General features: G+C 65.6%; 15 protein-coding genes. 4 read left to right on the top strand and 11 right to left on the bottom strand.

The features are described from left to right. The first annotated feature begins 8 nt into the window (after positions 1 to 8). Positions 9 to 275: a metal-sensitive transcriptional regulator gene (locus tag DFR67_RS02880; RefSeq protein WP_010843899.1), complete on the top strand. Its 267-nt coding sequence runs from the start codon at positions 9 to 11 to the stop codon at positions 273 to 275. 122 nt (positions 276 to 397) lie between these two features. On the opposite strand, the gene DFR67_RS02875 is transcribed toward DFR67_RS02880, so the two are convergent. From DFR67_RS02875 to DFR67_RS02860, 4 genes are all read right to left on the bottom strand, one after another. Next, positions 398 to 1,783, bottom strand: coding sequence for an MFS transporter (locus DFR67_RS02875; RefSeq protein WP_110467944.1), 1,386 nt, complete (start codon positions 1,781 to 1,783; stop codon positions 398 to 400). A 151-nt stretch (positions 1,784 to 1,934) separates the two neighbouring features. Then, positions 1,935 to 2,738 (bottom strand): GntR family transcriptional regulator, encoded by an 804-nt coding sequence (locus DFR67_RS02870; protein WP_110467943.1) that lies wholly within the window; start codon positions 2,736 to 2,738, stop codon positions 1,935 to 1,937. 3 nt (positions 2,739 to 2,741) lie between these two features. Further along, positions 2,742 to 3,239, bottom strand: coding sequence for a DUF3830 family protein (locus DFR67_RS02865; RefSeq protein WP_110467942.1), 498 nt, complete (start codon positions 3,237 to 3,239; stop codon positions 2,742 to 2,744). After that, positions 3,232 to 4,659 carry an amidase gene (locus DFR67_RS02860; protein ID WP_425451239.1) on the bottom strand — a complete coding sequence of 476 codons (1,428 nt, stop codon included), beginning with the start codon at positions 4,657 to 4,659 and terminating at the stop codon, positions 3,232 to 3,234. Before DFR67_RS02860 ends, DFR67_RS02865 begins: the two co-directional genes overlap by 8 nt. A gap of 125 nt (positions 4,660 to 4,784) precedes the next feature. Between DFR67_RS02860 and DFR67_RS02855 the strand changes: the two genes are divergently transcribed. Continuing rightward, the gene (locus DFR67_RS02855) at positions 4,785 to 5,501 is read left to right on the top strand and encodes a maleate cis-trans isomerase family protein (RefSeq protein WP_110467940.1); all 717 of its coding nucleotides are present in this window, start codon (positions 4,785 to 4,787) and stop codon (positions 5,499 to 5,501) included. Between the two features lie 17 nt (positions 5,502 to 5,518). Here DFR67_RS02855 and DFR67_RS02850 read toward each other — a convergent pair whose 3' ends face one another. Both DFR67_RS02850 and DFR67_RS02845 read right to left on the bottom strand, forming a co-directional pair. Then, the gene (locus DFR67_RS02850) at positions 5,519 to 5,905 is read right to left on the bottom strand and encodes a PPOX class F420-dependent oxidoreductase (protein ID WP_110467939.1); all 387 of its coding nucleotides are present in this window, start codon (positions 5,903 to 5,905) and stop codon (positions 5,519 to 5,521) included. A 14-nt stretch (positions 5,906 to 5,919) separates the two neighbouring features. After that, positions 5,920 to 6,690, bottom strand: coding sequence for a maleate cis-trans isomerase family protein (locus DFR67_RS02845; protein ID WP_110467938.1), 771 nt, complete (start codon positions 6,688 to 6,690; stop codon positions 5,920 to 5,922). 110 nt (positions 6,691 to 6,800) lie between these two features. Here DFR67_RS02845 and DFR67_RS02840 point away from each other — a divergent pair, with 110 nt between their 5' ends. Continuing rightward, positions 6,801 to 8,222 (top strand): amino acid permease, encoded by a 1,422-nt coding sequence (locus tag DFR67_RS02840; protein WP_110467937.1) that lies wholly within the window; start codon positions 6,801 to 6,803, stop codon positions 8,220 to 8,222. 88 nt (positions 8,223 to 8,310) lie between these two features. Next, a complete protein-coding gene (locus DFR67_RS02835) occupies positions 8,311 to 9,291 on the top strand; it encodes an ABC transporter substrate-binding protein (protein WP_245937690.1) in 981 nt (326 codons plus the stop codon). A 3-nt stretch (positions 9,292 to 9,294) separates the two neighbouring features. Here the strand turns inward: DFR67_RS02835 and DFR67_RS02830 are convergent, their stop codons facing one another. Genes DFR67_RS02830 through DFR67_RS02810 form a run of 5 tightly spaced genes read right to left on the bottom strand, consistent with a single transcriptional unit; the run spans position 9,295 to position 16,662 of the window. Next, positions 9,295 to 10,470 (bottom strand): VWA domain-containing protein, encoded by a 1,176-nt coding sequence (locus tag DFR67_RS02830; RefSeq protein ID WP_110468284.1) that lies wholly within the window; start codon positions 10,468 to 10,470, stop codon positions 9,295 to 9,297. Next, complete coding sequence (locus DFR67_RS02825) at positions 10,463 to 12,766, bottom strand: DUF5682 family protein (RefSeq protein WP_245937689.1); 2,304 nt, start codon at positions 12,764 to 12,766, stop codon at positions 10,463 to 10,465. The genes DFR67_RS02830 and DFR67_RS02825 overlap by 8 nt, the downstream gene beginning before the upstream one ends. Further along, on the bottom strand, positions 12,763 to 13,857 hold the full coding sequence (locus DFR67_RS02820; RefSeq protein WP_110467935.1) for an ATP-binding protein: 1,095 nt from the start codon (positions 13,855 to 13,857) through the stop codon (positions 12,763 to 12,765). Before DFR67_RS02820 ends, DFR67_RS02825 begins: the two co-directional genes overlap by 4 nt. Beyond that, positions 13,844 to 15,346 carry a DUF5691 domain-containing protein gene (locus DFR67_RS02815; RefSeq protein WP_110467934.1) on the bottom strand — a complete coding sequence of 501 codons (1,503 nt, stop codon included), beginning with the start codon at positions 15,344 to 15,346 and terminating at the stop codon, positions 13,844 to 13,846. The genes DFR67_RS02820 and DFR67_RS02815 overlap by 14 nt, the downstream gene beginning before the upstream one ends. Then, positions 15,343 to 16,662, bottom strand: a complete 1,320-nt coding sequence (locus tag DFR67_RS02810) for an SWIM zinc finger family protein (protein ID WP_110467933.1) — start codon at positions 16,660 to 16,662, stop codon at positions 15,343 to 15,345. Before DFR67_RS02810 ends, DFR67_RS02815 begins: the two co-directional genes overlap by 4 nt. Positions 16,663 to 16,731: the final 69 nt, after the last annotated feature.

Here is a 16,731-nt window from a genome sequence, read left to right as displayed (position 1 = left end):
CATGCCCCGTGACTGGCGATGAAGAGGCGATGACGGCAGTACTGAACCGGCTCCGGCGGGCGCAGGGGCAACTCTCCGGGGTGATCGCGATGATCGAAGCCGGGCGTGATTGCAAAGATGTTGTGACCCAACTCGCGGCCGTGTCCCGTGCACTCGACCGCGCAGGTTTCAAAATCGTTGCCTCAGGGATGCGTCAGTGCATCAACGGCGCCGACGGTGACCAGGCGCCCTTGACCGAAGCCGAACTGGAAAAACTCTTCCTCGCCCTGGCCTGATGATTGGACTCGAACTATTCGGTCGTCGCCGGCAGCCTCGGCACGGTCGGGGCGGCGATTCGGCTCGGACGACGAAAAGACCCGGTCACCTCAGGTGACCGGGCCCTTCCTACTCGAACATCTCAGTTTGAGCTGATCAACTTCTTTTCGGCCTCTGTCTCATCACCTGGGACCTCGGTCCCGCGGATAGAGCAGCCGGCGGTCTCGCGCAGGAACGGCAACGCGATCATGCCGATCGCACACGCGAGCATCATGTATGCAGCGGGAAAGAGTTCCCAACCCTCGTTCGCGGTCACCGCATCGTTGATCAACGGGGCGGTGCCACCAAAGGCAGCTGTCGCGACGTTGTATGAGATCGCGAAGCCCGCATACCTGACCTGCGTGGGGAACATCGCCGGGAACGTTGCCGAGATGGTCGACAGCTGCGGGATGTACAGCAACCCGAGGACGACGAATCCGACTATCGCCCAGGCCAATCCCTTGCCCATGAGCCAGTACATCGGCAAGGCGAAGACGAACAATCCGATCAACGAGCCCCACCACATGGGTTTTCGTCCGATCTTGTCCGACCACGCCCCGAAGAACGGGATACAGGCCATCATCGCGAGCTCACCGATCAGGATCACCATGGTGCCGGTGGTCTCGGTCATGCCGATGGTGGTCTTGAGATACGTCGGCTGGTAGGCCAGCAACGTGTAATTCGCGACGTTGAGTGCGATCACCAGCCCGAACATCACCAGAATCGGCTGCCAGTAGGTGGTCAGCAGGCTCTTGAAGGCCTGCCACGCAGATCCCTCGATCGCGTCCTTCTGCTCCATCTCCGTGAACACGGGGGTGTCGTTCATCTGATTTCGCAGATACAGACCGATCAGCCCCAGTGGCAGCGCGAACAGGAACGGCACGCGCCAGCCCCATTGCTGCATCTGGTCGTCCGTCAGGAACAGCTCGAGGACCAGCACGAACGCAGTACCCATGACGAAGCCGGCGAGAGTGCCGAACTCGAGGAAGCTGCCGTATTTGCCACGCTTGTGGTCCGGCGCGTACTCGGCCATGAACGTCGCTGCGCCGCCGTACTCCCCACCGGTGGAGAAGCCCTGCACCACACGCAAGGTGATCAACAGAATCGGCGCCCAGATCCCGACCACGGCCTCTGTCGGAAGTACACCGATGAGCGCGGTGGCACCCGAGATCAGCAGAATCGTCATTGCCAACACAGCTTTTCGACCGATGCGGTCACCGATCGGACCCCAGACCATGCCTCCGAGCGGACGGAGTACGAATGAGATTGCAAAGCCGAGCATGGTGCCGATGGTGCCGAGGTCGCCAGGGAAGAATGCCTGGGTCAGGTAGGTGGTGGTCGCGGCATAGACGCCGTAGTCATACCACTCTGTCGCGTTGCCGATGGCGGATGCACCGATCGCCTTGCGTAGTAGCTTCTTGCCTTCCGGGGACTCCGGATCCGGGAAACCCGGTGGTACTGCAGACTTCTTCTGTATATCTGGGCTCATCGATACCTCCTCAAAACTGAAGACATTCAATCGATCCGGTGTCTTCGAGGCCCACAAATTGCAACTGCCCCCGGATGCTCGAGAGCAGGTGTTGCCATTCGGTTCTGTGTGGCTGCCTCCTAGGTGGTACGCGGCCCGCGGATGCTGCAGGTCAGGTGTGCGGTCCGATGCGCTTCGAGTCCGCTGTCGGACGGTTCATGGGTACGTTAGAACTTGGTGCCATCCCCGCACCGGCGAATTGCGATACCGCCCCCGGTTCCGCAATGATGCGGCGCAAACCATCGCGCATGTGGTCGATCATGATCTCGTCCGCGGCCTTGATGTCGCGCACTGCGATCGCCTCGACCAGCCGACGATGTTCACCGATGCGTTCCTCCGAGGAAGCATACGTCCCGCGCATCGCGCCCAGACACATCCGGGTCTCCACCAAGATCGTCTCGTGCAGGCGCGAGAGCCGCGGACTACCCGCCAATTCGACAAGTGCGTGGTGAAAGCCCATGTCAGCGTCCGCTATCTGTGGGCCGTTCGGTTCATCGGCATACCGTTCCATCTCTTCGACACACCCACGGAGAACATCCACCGCCTCGTCCGGGTTGCGCAGGATGACCTGCTCGAGCGCCGCACGTTCGATGGCCGTCCGGGCGACGTACATGTCGCGGATGTCGTCGTCGTCCATCGTGATGACGAACAACCCGCGATTGCGGTAGCTGACCAGCAAACCTTCCTGGGTCAGTCGCTGCATCGCCTCGCGCAACGGGCCACGGCTGACCCCGAGATCGGCTGCGAGCCCCGATTCGGTGAGCTGTGATCCCGGAGCGAAGTCGCCACCGGCGATGGCCGCGCGTAGCTGCCTGGCGATGATTGCCGGCGTCGACTCCTGCACGAGCGGCTCGAGGACCCTGGACCGAGCCGCGCGTTTTCGTGCGGTGTCGGGAGCCTTCATCGGTTCGGTCATTGCTCAGTCCACTCTCTGATAGGTGAGCGTCTCACCGCGCGCGCCGCCCATCCAGACATCGTTGCAGGCCGCGGCGAACTCCCCCAGTCCCTCTTCGATCGTCGCGAAGACGTTGCCGGGAACCCACCCCACGTCGCCGTTGATGAGCAGGTTGTTCCGGCCGTAGAACACCGCCAGGTCGATCAGCAAGGTGTGACCCCGTGCCGCGCTGTCGCTGTCGTACCCATATGCGGAGTTCTCGAGTGTTCCGTCGAATGTGAAGTAGCACAGGTCTCCTGGGATCGGGGTGACGGTGGTGTTCTCTGGTCCCGGTTCTGTGTCGGCGAAAGCCGGTAGGAGTGTGTAGATCTCGTTGCGCGCGAACTTGCCGTGATATACCTGTCCGCCTTGCGGCAACGCCTGCCATACCGCCTCGGCCGTACGCGGGGCCTCGTCGTCGAGCAGCCGGGCAACGGCACTCACCGACCGCTTCTCGAGCGTGATCCGCAGATACCTACTCATATTCCCCACCTTTCGGCGCACTCGAGTGTGCAGCGGTCTGTCGTTCAAAAGCGTGTGCTGCCTGCAGGACCCGCTCGTCGGCGTGCCGGGGCCCGACGATCTGGACGCCGACGGGCAGACCGTCGACGAACCCGCACGGCACCGTGATAGCCGGCTGCTGGGTCAGGTTGAAGGGATAGGTGTACGGGGTCCAGCTCGTCCAGTCCGGATTCTCACTGCCCGCGGGCACATCGACGCCGGCCTCGAATGCGACGTCGGGCATCGAAGGCGTGATGAGCAGGTCGTACTCCTGATGCAGCAATCCCATTCGCCGGCCGAGGTCCATCCGCACGGTGGTGGCGTCGATGAAATCGCCGGCCGAGAAACCGCTGTGCCGATCCAGGGCCCGTGCCAGTGCCGGATCGATCTTTGCCGGCGCCTGGGGGCCGTGTGCGGCTACGACAACAGCGGCGCCGGCGAACCACAGCGCGTGATAGGCCCAGACGGGGTCGCTCAGCGCCAGGTCGATCTCCTCGACCTGCGCGCCGAGTCCCGTGAAGACCTCCAACGTGTCCCTGACCTTGTGCTCCACGGCGGGATTGTTGGTGCCGTACCCGAGGTCCGGACTGAAGGCGATCCGCAGTCCGTCCAAAGATCCGGTGCCGAGGTCCACCGGCGGGGCCGGCGCCAGCGCCGACCAGTCCCTGGCGTCGAATCCGCTGATCACGTCGAGCATCGCTGCGACGTCGGCAACGCTGCGTCCCATCGGCCCCACGTGCGCAAGCGTCCCGAAAGGGCTGGCCGGATAGATCGGCACGCGACCGTAGGTGGGCTTGAAGCCCACGATCCCGCAGAAGGCGGCAGGGATTCGGATGGACCCGCCACCGTCGGTGCCGACAGAGAGCACCCCGAGACCCGCAGCGACGGCGGCGGCACTGCCGCCGCTCGAGCCCCCCGATGTGCGCTCGGTGTTCCATGGATTGCGGGTCACGCCGAACGCCGGGCTGTCGGTGACGCCCTTCCAGCCGAACTCCGGGGTGGTGACCTTCCCGAGCGTCACCGCACCCGCTTCGTGCAGGCGCGCGACAGCCGGAGAATCCTCTGGCCACGGCTGATCCGGATCGATCAGTTCGGATCCGCGCAGTGTCGGCCGGCCCGCCGTCAGCAAGAGGTCCTTGATGGTGACCGGTACGCCGTCGAGCGCACTGAGCGGCGCGCCCCGCCGATAGCGCTCTTGGGACTCGAGGGCCTCGCGACGCGCGGAATCACCGTGGACCTGCGTAAATGCATTCAGGTCCGGGTTGTACCGGGCAATCGCATCAAGTGTTTCCTCGACAATGGTCAGCGGCGAGAGCTCACCGCTGCGGTAGTGCGTGGTCAGTTCGGAGGCGCCGTGGCTGCGGATGCCCCAGTTCTGTCGCGATTCCACGTCCGTACTCACCTCCGCATCCGGCGAACCTCTTGGTAGATTGTTGACAATTTACCGTAATGTACCGGTCTCGAAGTGGACAGACCAGCCCTGTCCAGATCCGACAACAGGTCGAGGACCGAGCAGAGAGGACGACGATGTCGGTCACCATTGGGATCCTGTACCCGGGCAGCGCCGCCGAAGACGACTACCCGCTCATGGAACGAATACTGGGCCAAGAGGTTTCGCTGCCCGTCATACTCACGACCGTCGGCGTCGACGCGCATGAGGTGGGCGCCCTGCTCGACCTGGGTAGCAGTGACCGCCTGATCGAGGGTGCCCGCGAAGTCGCCGCGTTCTCCCCGGACGTGGTGATGTGGGCGTGTACCTCCGGCAGTTTCGTCTTCGGCTGGGACGGCGCGCATCAGCAGGTCGCCGAGATCAGCGAGGAGGTGGGGCGACCTGCGGCGTCGACATCCATTGCGTTCGCCGCTGCGTGCCGCGAGTTGGACGTGCAACGGGTGGCGATCGCCGCGACGTATCCCGACGACGTCGCGTCGCACTTCGCGGACTTTCTCGGGCACGCCGGCATCGAGGTCACCGAGTTGGTATCTCATGACATCCCGACCGCGGCGATGGCCGGCCGACTCGACCACGACGCCGTCCTCGAACTGGCCAAGAGCAACGATTCACCCGATGCCCAGGCGGTGCTGATCCCCGACACCGCGCTGCACACCGTCGCCTGGATCCCCGAACTCGAAGAGACCCTGGGCAAGCCCGTACTGACCGCCAATCAAGTGACGGCCTGGCACGGACTGAAACTCGCCGACACCACGATCAGCAGCGACAAGCTGGGCACACTCTTCCGAGGGTGAGTACTCGCGCGGGGTGACTACTCGCGCGGGGTGATCGCCAGCCCGATGGTGCCACCGTCGCCACGGCGCAACTGACTGCCTTTGACGGTGATCCACCCGAGAATCCCGTACTTCTTGGCTATCGCCTTACGCGTGCGCTCGGTGCCGCCGGCGTCCTGGATCTCCGCAGTGCCCTTCACGATGTCGCCGAAGGCCTTTTTGCCGCGGGCATCACACGCCTGCACCAGCACCTCCGGATTGCGGCGGATCCGCTTGACCTTCCACGAATCGGTCACCGTCCACATCACGAGCTTGTCGCCGTCCAGTGCGGCCCACAGCGGGGTCGCGACCGGGGTGCCGTCATTTCGGAACGTCGTCAGTTGCACGTACTTCGCGGTGCCTGCCTGCCCAAACGGTGCGGTCATGTGCAGAACACTACTCAGGCGACGCGACCGAAGAGCGACTGCACCGAGCAGGGTTCGGCGGCGTGGTCGACGACGCCGGCCTCCTGCAACGTCGCCCACGCGGTCACCTGGTTTGCTGACAACACGGGTTTGCCGAGCTCGGCCTCGAGCGTTGACAGGATGTCGTAGGTCGGCAGATTGGTGCAGGAGACAAAGATGGCGTCGGCCTCGGGGCTGTCGGCGGCCCGGATCAGATCCGCGGTCGCGCGGTAAGGAATGGTCCAGATGTCGTGGTCGTAGCCCAGTCCTGCCTGCGAGACCACGGTCCGGCCCGCTTCGGCGAGAAAGTCGCAGAGCAGGTCGGTCAGCGATGCGACATAAGGTGTCGCGACAGCGACCCGCCCGAGATCGAGCACGTCGAGGGCTCGCAGCAGCGCCTCGGACGTCGTGATCGCCGCCGGGGCTCCGGCGTCGCGCATGCAGTCCGACAAGGCCTTGGCACCTGCGACACCGTGCACAAAACTTCCCGACGCGCAGGCATAGCCAACAGCGGCGGGCCGCACCCCGAGGACACTGCGGACAGCATCCCGAATCTGCGAATGCTCCCCGAGCGCGCTGACCATGTCGACATCCACCAGCGACAACGGCGGCATCGGGGTGCGGGTGAAATACAGCGACACCGACCACGGCATCCATCGCCACAGCTCTCTGTCCAGGGCCATGTCGAAGGGGCACACCATGCCGATGCCGGTGGTCGCACCGGGCGTCTCGGGTTCGGGCACCAGAGACAGGATGTTGCTGTCCATGCGTTGATGTTCGCATAGCGCAACACATCGGTCCATGTGAACTAAATGTCCGTTGTTTGATCCCGCGCGACCCCGGGGACAACCTTGCAGGGACAAACCGGAGGTCGGACATGACAACCGAGGATCAGCACGCGGCCGGCAGCACAAACGCGGCACCGGGACAGCTGGGTACTTCGCTCAAACCGCGACACATCACCATGATCTCGATCGCAGGCGTCATCGGCGCCGGTCTGTTCGTCGGATCGGCCACCGCCATCGAGAAGGCCGGCCCCGCCGTCCTCATCTCCTATGCCCTCGCGGGCACGCTGGTGATCTTGGTGATGCGAATGCTCGGCGAGATGGCCACCGCCAACCCCGACACCGGATCGTTTTCCGTCTACTCCCACCGCGCGATGGGCCGTTGGGCGGGCTTCTCCGTCGGCTGGCTCTACTGGTGGTTCTGGGTCCTCGTCATCCCGGTGGAAGCCACCGCGGCCGCAGAGATCTTCAGCAAGCTCATCGGCGGTGAACAGTGGATCTGGGCACTGGCGGTGACCTTGCTCCTGACCGCGACCAACCTCGTCAGCGTCGGGAACTACGGCGAGTTCGAGTTCTGGTTCGCACTCATCAAAGTCGTTGCCATCGTTGCCTTCATCGCCATCGGCGTGGTCGCGATCCTGGGCCTGTTCCCCGGGTCGGAGACCAGTGGGGTCAGCCATCTGTGGGAACCGGACGGCTTCTTCGCCAATGGGTACACCGCGATCATCTCCGCCATGCTGGTGACGATGTTCTCGTTCATGGGTACCGAGATCGTCACGATCGCCGCAGCCGAATCACCCAACCCGGAGAAGGGGATTCGGAAAGCGGTCAACTCTGTGATCTGGCGCATCAGCATCTTCTACATCGGTTCGATCTTCGTGGTGGTGGCCCTGGTCCCGTACAACCAACTCGACGACGGCTCCTACCAGACGGTGCTGGAGGCCATCGGCATCCCTGCGTCGGCACAGATCATGGACGTCGTCGTACTCACCGCGGTGGCGTCCTGCCTCAACTCCGCTCTCTACACCGCGTCGAGGATGTTGTTCTCGCTCGGCGAGCGTGGTGAGGCCCCTTCTGCGGTGACGAAGCTGACCGGAAACGGGGTGCCGTGGGTGTCGGTGATCGCCTCGATGGCCCTTGGATTTCTCGCGGTCGTCGGCAACTACGTGCTGCCGGACAAGATCTTCGGCTACCTGCTGGCCACCAGCGGTGCCGTGGCCCTCTTCGTCTATCTGTCGATTGCCGTGAGCCAATTCGTCCTCGGTCGGACGATGCGGGCGCGCGGCGACAAACCCGCGGTCACCATGTGGCTGTTCCCGTACCTGACCGTCGCGGTGATCGTGTTCATCGTCGCGGTTCTGTTGTTGATGGCCTTCGACTCCGACCAGCGCGATGCGATCACCCTCTCGACCATCTCTGCTGTGGTCATCGTAGCCATCGGAGTCTGGCGGCAGAAGAAGTACGGCAACACCGACGCCTCGCCGGCCGCGACCCAGAAATCGCGCACCCAGTAGGAGCTGCCGACCTGGCCTTGCCTCGACATCGCACTATTGGTTAGGCTCCCCTAACCGCAACGCAGCGGTACGCACAAAGGGGTAAGCATTGAGTAAGTTCTCACGTCGGGCCGGTGTGGTGGGAACCGCACTGATGACGATGGCGCTCGTGGTCGCGGGCTGCAGTTCTCCGGACGACGAGAAGTCCGAGAGCACCGGGTTCGAACCGATCACGATCGCGCACGAGTTCGGCTCCACCACCATCGACTCCGAGCCGAAGGTGGTGGTCACCATGCTGGGCAACTGGACCGATGCGCTGGTCGCCCTGGACGTGCCGATCAGGGCCGAGTACGTCACCGAGGGGTACTCCGGCGAGAACAACAAGTTCGAGTGGACGCCGGCGCACGAGTCCGAGATCGTCCCCTTCTTCGGAGTCGACTCGATCGGTGTTCCCCAGCTCGCTGCATTCGAGCCGGATCTCATCCTGGCCGGATACCTGGGCAGTGAAGACGAGTACAAACGCCTGAGCCAGGTCGCCCCGGTCATCCCGGTGATGCAGAAAGACGCGGTCATGGATTCATGGCAAGACGTCACCCTCACCGCCGGCAAGATCTTCGGCAAGCAGGAGAAAGCCCAATCCCTGGTCGACGGAGTCGAGAAAGACATTGCCGACTTCAAGGCCGCGCACCCGAACTCACAGGGCAAGACCTTCTCGTTCGGGCAGTTGACCAATGAGGGTCAGATCGGTTTGGTTGCCGACGAAAACGACCCGAGCGCCAAACTCATGACCCAGATGGGCTTTGTCCTCGACCCCAAGATCAAGGAAGTCGCGCAGGGTCAGAGCCGTGTGCTGGTGTCGGCCGAGCGCACCGACCTACTCGACTCCGACCTGTTGGTCCTGTGGCCACTCGGCGGCGACCCCGCCGCTTTCGACGCCCTGCCGGGCTGGGCGAACCGGACCGCGGTGAAGTCGGGCGCCACCGTCTTCCTGGACAACAACAACGCAAGCGCCCTGGGCACCCCGACGGTCTACTCGGTTCCCTATTCGCTCGACCTGATCGCGACGGCAGCAGAGAAGATCCCCGCCTGACGTTCACATCCCGCGCTGCTCCAGCTCTTTCGAGGCCGCCCAGGCCGTGATGTCGCCGCGCCCGATCGCCACCGCCAGCAATTCCGGGAAGGCGTCGGGCGTACAGGCAAAGGCCGGAATACCCATGTCGGCCAACGCCGTTGCGATGTCACGGTCAAAAGCGGGGGCACCCTCGTCAGACAGCGCCAGCAGCACTATCACTGTGATACCGGCGGCGGTCATCGCCGCGACCCGGGCAAGCATCTTGTCCCGGAGACCACCCTCGTACAGGTCCGAGATGAGCACGAAAATCGATTCGGTCGGCCGGGTGATCAGGCCCTGGCAGTAGGCGATCGCCTGGTTGATATCGGTACCGCCCCCGAGAGTGGCCCCGAACAGGACATCCACCGGGTCGTCCAATTCGTCGGTCAGATCAACGACCTCGGTGTCGAAGAGCACCAAGGACGTACGGATCGATCGCATCGAGGCGAGCACCGAACCGAAGATCGATGCGTAGACGATCGACGCCGCCATCGACCCGGATTGATCGATGGCGACCACCACATCGCGACCCAGCTGCTGCGAACGGCGTCCGTGTCCCACCAGCTGCTGCGGGATGACCGTTCGATACTCGGGCAGATAGTGTTTGAGGTTCTTCGCGATCGTCCGATTCCAGTCGATGTCAGCAGGTCTGGGCCGATGTGTCGTCGCAGCCCGATTGAGCGCTCCGGTGATCGCCGCCCTGGTCTGATCGGCGATCCGGCGTTCGACGTCGTCGACCACCTTGCGCACGAGAGTGCGGGCCGAAGCTCGTGAGGTCTCGGGAATCGCCTTGCCCAGACCGATCAAGGTGCTCACCATGTCGATGTTCGCTTCGACGGTGTCCATCAGCTCTGGCTCGGCGAGCAGTGCGGTGATCCCCAGCCGTTCGACGGCATCGCGTTGCATCACCTGAACGACGTTGGACGGGAAATACTTCCGGATGTCTCCGAGCCAGCGCGCGACCGACGGCGCCGATCCGCCGAGGCCTCCCCGGCGGCTGCGGGGCGCCTCGTACAGCGCGGCGAGCGAGCTGTCCATCTCCTGCATCTGTCTGCCACCGGGCTTGCCGAGTGCCTCATCGGCCTGCGACCCGACGACCATCCGCCAGCGGCGCAGGCGCGCGTCCTCTGCCTGATCCGGCTCGGGTTGCTCAGACATCAGCACTGTCCTCCACTGCCTGCTGCAGACCCAGCAGGTCCGCGACGACAGCCACGGCCGGCGCCGCACGGTCTGCATCGATCTGCGAGGGTGCGGCCACCGCGATCACGCCGCCACCTATTCCCTTCACCGACTCCGCGATGTTGCGGCGGATACCCGCTTCGAACAAGCTGAACGTGCGCCGCAGCAAGGGAACCAACTCGTCGAACTGCTCGTCGGGCAGTCCTGCGAGCCAGTGGTCGATGACGGCGAGCAGCGACCGGTCGTGCACCAGCAGCAGCCCGCCCCCACCGATGAAGCCGTCGATCCAGGCCGCCTTCTCGGCCGGGACCGCACCCACCGACAGTGCCCGGTGCAGCCTGGTCGCGGCCTCGTCGGCGTCGATCTCCCGAGAGTCCAAGAGAATACGCACGATTCGACCGACCAGTGAGCCGTGCAGGTCCCGCCGGTCGGCCAGCGCTCGGAGCACTGTGCGCCAGCTCGCCGCCTCCTCACCGGCGATCCCGCCCTGCTCGAGAAGATCGGTGACCTCCTGCACCTGATCGATCAGGGTGCGGAACTCCGCAGCCGCCTCGGCTCCGAGGCCGGTGACGGCAGCGGGCAGGCCGGCGCACACCCGGGTGAGCAGAGATGTGGTGACCTCGGCGAGCGCCCGCGTGTCGGTGCCGCGCACGTCGCCGTATCGCAGAGCCCGCGACAGTGCGGGCAGCGCGTTCATCAGATGCTCGACGTCGCGATCGATGGCAGCGCGGTCTCGCAGGGCGCCGAGCACCCGGCTGACGGCCTCCGGGAGGTCGGCCAGTAACGCCTGCTCTAGGACGGAGGTGATCTCGGCCAGACGCGACGCGGTCGTGGCGCGGTCGATCAGTCTGCTGGTCGAGGCGGCCTCGACGGTGGTGCCCCACACCGCCGCGACGACGATGTCGATCGCGAAGTCCGGCTTCCACGCAAGTCGCCAGCCTTCCTTGAAGGTGCCCGAACCGCTGACGTCTTCGGGCACGCCCCAGTCGATGTCGAGGGATGCGAGCCGATGCAGCAATACAGATTTCGCCAGATCCGTCGGTTTTCGGAGATCGAGGACGACTTGCTTGATCATGGGGTCGATCTTGAGTCTGGCCGACCGGGCGGTGGCGCGCAGATCCGCCTCGAGTGGGACGGTCGGGGCATCGGCAGGCGTCGAGCCCAGCAGTTCGCCGATCACCAGTTCGTCGTTGATGAGCGCCATCACGGAGTCGTCGCCATCGCACATCACCGCCTCGATGGCCTCGGTGACCTCGGCGAGCCCGGGCAACGGCCGGCGGCGTAGCGACGAGAGGGCTTCGGCCAGGCGGGCGCTTTCGATGACGTGCGCCGAGGAGATCGCAATGTCTTTGTCCCGCAACAGTCGGGCCACCTTGATGAGCCAGCGGGTGATCACCTCCTGCGGCTGGGTGAACAGATGGTGATACCAGCCGGGCGAGACCACGCCCGCGCCGTATCCGGAGGCAAAGGCCAGCCGCGAATGCGTCCAGGGCACCCAGGCGAGCTTCACCCGGACCTTGGGGGTGCCGCGCAGCACTTTCGCGTCGGCGGACGCGGGCGGCAACTTGCCCATCAGCGCCGGTGCGTGCCAGGCCCCACAGACGACCACGACCCGCTCCACGCCCGGTTCTTTCAACGCCTTGCGGAGCACTTGCCGCATCTGTGCTTCGCGGCGTTCCTCGTGGAGCCGCTCGCCGAGGTCACCCACCGGCGGTAGCTCGCCCCGCAGCGCGGCCATGGCCTCGGCTATCGCGTCGAAGCCTCCACCATCGGTACGGGTTTCGATGACGTCGTCCCACCAGCGTTCCGGATCGTCGTATCCGGCGGCGTCGGCAAGCACGCCGATGGGGTCGGTACGTACCGGTGCGCTCGCGTCGAGGCCGTCCGGCTCGGCCAGGTCGAGGGTGAGGTCATCATCCGGAATGTCGGCGGCCTCCTTGTCGCCACGACGACCGTGGGCGAGCACCATCGCGGCGGGCAGATCGCAGAACCGGACAGGTACCTCCGAACGGGCGGCCCATTGCATGGCCTGCCATTCCGGCGAGAACGCCGCGAACGGCCAAAATGCGGCGACGGCAGGACGATCGACCGCATACGCGAGGATCGCGACCGGCGGCGTCATGTCCGCGGATCCTACGAAACCGACGAGCGGATCAGCATCTGCCGGCCCTTCGATCAAGATGATGTCGGGGTCGATCCGGTCGAGTTCGGCGAGTACGCCACGGGCCGACCCCGGCCCGTGATGGCGTACCCCCAGGACGGACACCGTCGTCAATGGTCGACCTCGCGGCACGCCCGGTAAAAGTCGGCCCAGTCCTTGCGCTCGCGCACAACGGCTTCGAGGTACTCGGTCCACACGACGGCGTCCGCGACCGGATCCTTGACCACGGCACCGAGGATGCCTGCCGCCGTGTCGGACGGCCGCAGAACCCCGTCGCCGAAGTGCGCCGACATCACCACCCCGTGGGTGACCACCGAGATCGCCTCGGCGGTCGACAGGGTGCCCGAGGGTTGTTTGACGCGGGTGCGGCCGTCGGAGGTGAGCCCTGACCGCAGTTCGCGGAACACCGTGACCACGCGGCGGATCTCCTCGGACGCACTCGGGATCTCTGGCAGATCCAGCGTCTGGCCGAGTGCCTGGACCCGCTGGGTCACGATGGACACCTCTTCGTCAGCCGTCGCAGGAAGCGGCAGCACGACGGTGTTGAACCGCCTGCGCAACGCCGACGACAGTTCGTTGACACCGCGGTCGCGATTGTTCGCCGTGGCGATCACGGAAAAGCCTTTGGCGGCTTGCACTTCGGTGCCGAGTTCGGGGATGGGCAGCGACTTTTCCGACAGCACCGTGATCAGCGCGTCCTGAACATCGGAGGGGATGCGGGTGAGTTCTTCGATGCGCGCGATCTTGCCCTCGCGCATCGCGGTCATCACCGGCGAGGGCACCAGCGCCTGCTCACTCGGCCCTTCGGCGAGGAGACGCGCGTAGTTCCATCCGTAGCGAATCGCTTCTTCGGGGGTGCCCGCGGTGCCCTGGATCAGCAGGGTCGAGCGTCCGCTGATCGCCGCGCTGAGGTGTTCGGACACCCAGGTCTTCGCGGTACCCGGAACACCGAGAAGCAGCAGTGCCCGGTCGGTGGCGAGCGTGGCGACCGCGACTTCCATCAGGCGTCGCGGACCGACGTATTTAGGGGAGATGACCGTTCCGTCACTCAGCGTGCCGCCGAGCAGATAGGTCACCACCGCCGGCGGCGACATGTTCCACCGCTGCGGCCGCGGCCTGTCGTCGGATCGGGCAAGCGCCTCCAGTTCGTCGGCGTAGAGCTGTTCGGCGTGCGGGCGCAGGATGTCCTGTTCAGGATTCGTCATGCATCTCCTCGGTGATCGCGGTGCGCAAGATCAGCGCCCACTTGAGTGGTTCGAGCAGCTGCGGCCAGCCGCCCTTCATCCGGTCGCGCGCCGCGTCGATCTGTTCGATCCAGCGATACGCAGGGCCGACCGGCAGTCCGAGCCGGAGCAGGTCGACGAGACCGCGCCAGTGCCACAGCGGGGACGCCGACGGTGAGATCGATTCACGCAGTGCTGCATTCAAGGCAGTCGCGGCGACCTCATCGGTCCAGGGCGCCGGCACATGGGCCAGCACATTGCCGGGTGGTCGGCGGTTGCGTAGCCACCACACAGCCGCCTCACTCCGCTTCGGGTCGTCGAGGACGCCGATCAGTGCGGGGTCGGCGCCGGGCGCACGGTACAGCGCGGCCGCCCACGTCGCGTTGCGTTGCGCGACGGCTGCCTCGCCCCAGGCACCCAGCACGGTCTCGGCGTCGTCATCCGCCACCGCCCCGACGAGTATCTCGGGAGTCTTCTCGAACATGCTCTCCCACAGTCCCAGTGGGGTGTTCTGCAAGACCTGCCCCGCCAGCCAGGTGCCGGCGCCCGTGCCTCGCGGTGGCTTGGGGTTGATGCCGTCTCTCTGTGCCGAGTCGTCAACGCCTGCGGGCAACACCAGTGACAACGTCAGCCGACGGCCACGGCCGGATGCGACGAGCAGACGCCGGGAACGTTCGATCATCCGTTGCTGCAACCGGGAGCCCGGGATGTCCTTCAGCAGTCGCGCGGCCACCGCACGCACCGACCCCTTGCGATCGTCGAGTGCCTGATCGAGGAACACCTCATCGGCCGCCGACAGTCCGATCTCGAGCGCGCCGATCAGTGCGGCCCGGGTATCACCCGGTTCGCAGGGCCAGACCGTTTCCAGTCGCCGCAGCGCGCCCGCGGCATCCTCCGATCGCCACAGACGGAGCACCTCCACCCGGGCGGGCGTGCTTCCGTACGCCCAGGTCTCCTCGAAATCAGCGGCGCTTTCGGGTTGCACACCCAGATCTTTGGGTGGCAACACCGATGAGATGCCGCTGACCTCGGCGAGCCACCGGCCTCTGGCGCCCACCAGGACTGCGACAGCGGGCCGTATTCTGACGTGCCGTCTGGTGCGCTGCAACAGCATCGGGATCAGTTCAGGCGGCACCCGCACGTCGCGTGCAGCCATCGCCTCGATCGCCCACGTGGCCATCTCGTCACCCGAATCCAGTGCTTGTCCGAGCAATCCGGCAAGACGGTCGCTCATGACCCGGCCCTGATCGTCCGGTGCGGGAGGTATCACCTGCACCGGCGGACCGGTCGGCATGCCGGCCCGCGTGGCGATGGTGTCGAGTGCGGCGATCGAAAGTACGGCAGACACAGGGTCTTTGCGATCGACCATGGCCGCCGCGGAGGCGATCGCAGGATCGAGCTCACCGAGGTCGAGAGCCTTGCCGCCGACGCCGACCGTCGCTGCCGAGACCAACTCGTCCCAGCCGTTCACGCCGCGCCGAACCGGTGCGCCGCGAAAGCCTCGGTGGCGACCGGGTCGAGCCCCTCGGTACCGAGTTCACCGAACACCTGCACCGGATGACCTCCTGATACTGCCAGCAAGGCGAACCAACGGTCGTCGCTGGTGTCGAGGTCGATGGACACGCCGTCGTCATCCACGAGCAGCCTGCGACCATCGGCGAGTGCCGGCCTGCCGACGATGACCACCGGGAAACTCTGCAGCCAAGGATCCTTCGCAATAGCGTCGGCGCGCTGAGCGAGGGCGGTCTGCACTGTTGTCCCGACGACCGATCCGCGCGTCGCGGTTCTCAATCCCAGGTCGCCCTCGGGCACCAATGCCCGCAGCGGCGGCGCTCCAGGATAGAAGTGCAACGGTCCGGCAAAGGACATCCCCGGGATCAAACGACCGTCGAGGCCGGCCGCCGTGGGCGAGAACGACAGCACCACAGCGCATCTGCCCGTGGCGTGGCCCCACAACCAGACCCTGCGGGTGATCAGCTGTTCGTCGTCGCGGTCACGCACCGCGACGATCTGCCAGGTGTCGAGCACCGGGTCGGTCGCCAACACGTCGGCTCGCGCCACCGGATAGCCGAGATGTCGGCGAACGTTGGCGGCCATTGCCGGGTCGAGTTCATCGATGCGTCCATGAGCGCGTGCGAGCAGCCTCAGCATCGCGAGTTCGCGCAGAAGCCGCTCAGGCCACCGGGCACCGGTGACCAATGAGGGGAGTTCCCGGACCCGGCGGGCCAGCCCCGGCGCCTGGGCATCGACGAGTCGTGCGGCCACCGGGTCGAATCGGCGATACGGGTCCGCCTCCGCGCCGGCGAGTCCATTACGTACCTGGTCGGAGAGCCACATCTCGAACTCGTCGAGCCCGCCTGCGACCCGAACTGCCCGTTGCTCCGCGGTTCGGGCCGCACGCTCGGGATCCTTGGGTTCGGCGCGTTCGGGGCGGGGCACTGCGGCTGCAGCCTTTGCGGCACGTTCCTCGATCCACGGCCTGGCGAAATCACCAACCGCCGCCGCGTCCGGAACGCTGCCTGCTGCCCAGAGCAGCAGCAGACCGAGTGCGTGCTTGCACGGGAACTTCCGGGACGGGCATGAACACCTGTACGCGGGGCCGCTGAGGTCGACGATCGTTTGATACGGGTTCCTGCCGCTGCCCGTACACAGTCCCCACACCACGTTGTCCGCGCTGCCCGTCGACGACCACGGCGTCGGGATGGCCAGCTTGCGACCAGCTGCCTGGGACCCCGCATCAGGGGCCAGCGCCAGCACCTGATCGGCCCGCCATCGCTGTGTCCCCACGGTCCTAAACTAACCCAGGGAACCGACACCTCCCACCGGCCAGGGGAACGCCTGTCGGTGGCGTCCGGC

Origin of the sequence: Williamsia limnetica, assembly GCF_003217475.1 — a bacterium.
In the GTDB taxonomy this organism is placed as follows: domain Bacteria; phylum Actinomycetota; class Actinomycetes; order Mycobacteriales; family Mycobacteriaceae; genus Williamsia; species Williamsia limnetica.
The sequence above is the reverse complement of the archived record's forward strand: the minus strand, read 5'-3'. Positions and strand labels throughout refer to the sequence as shown.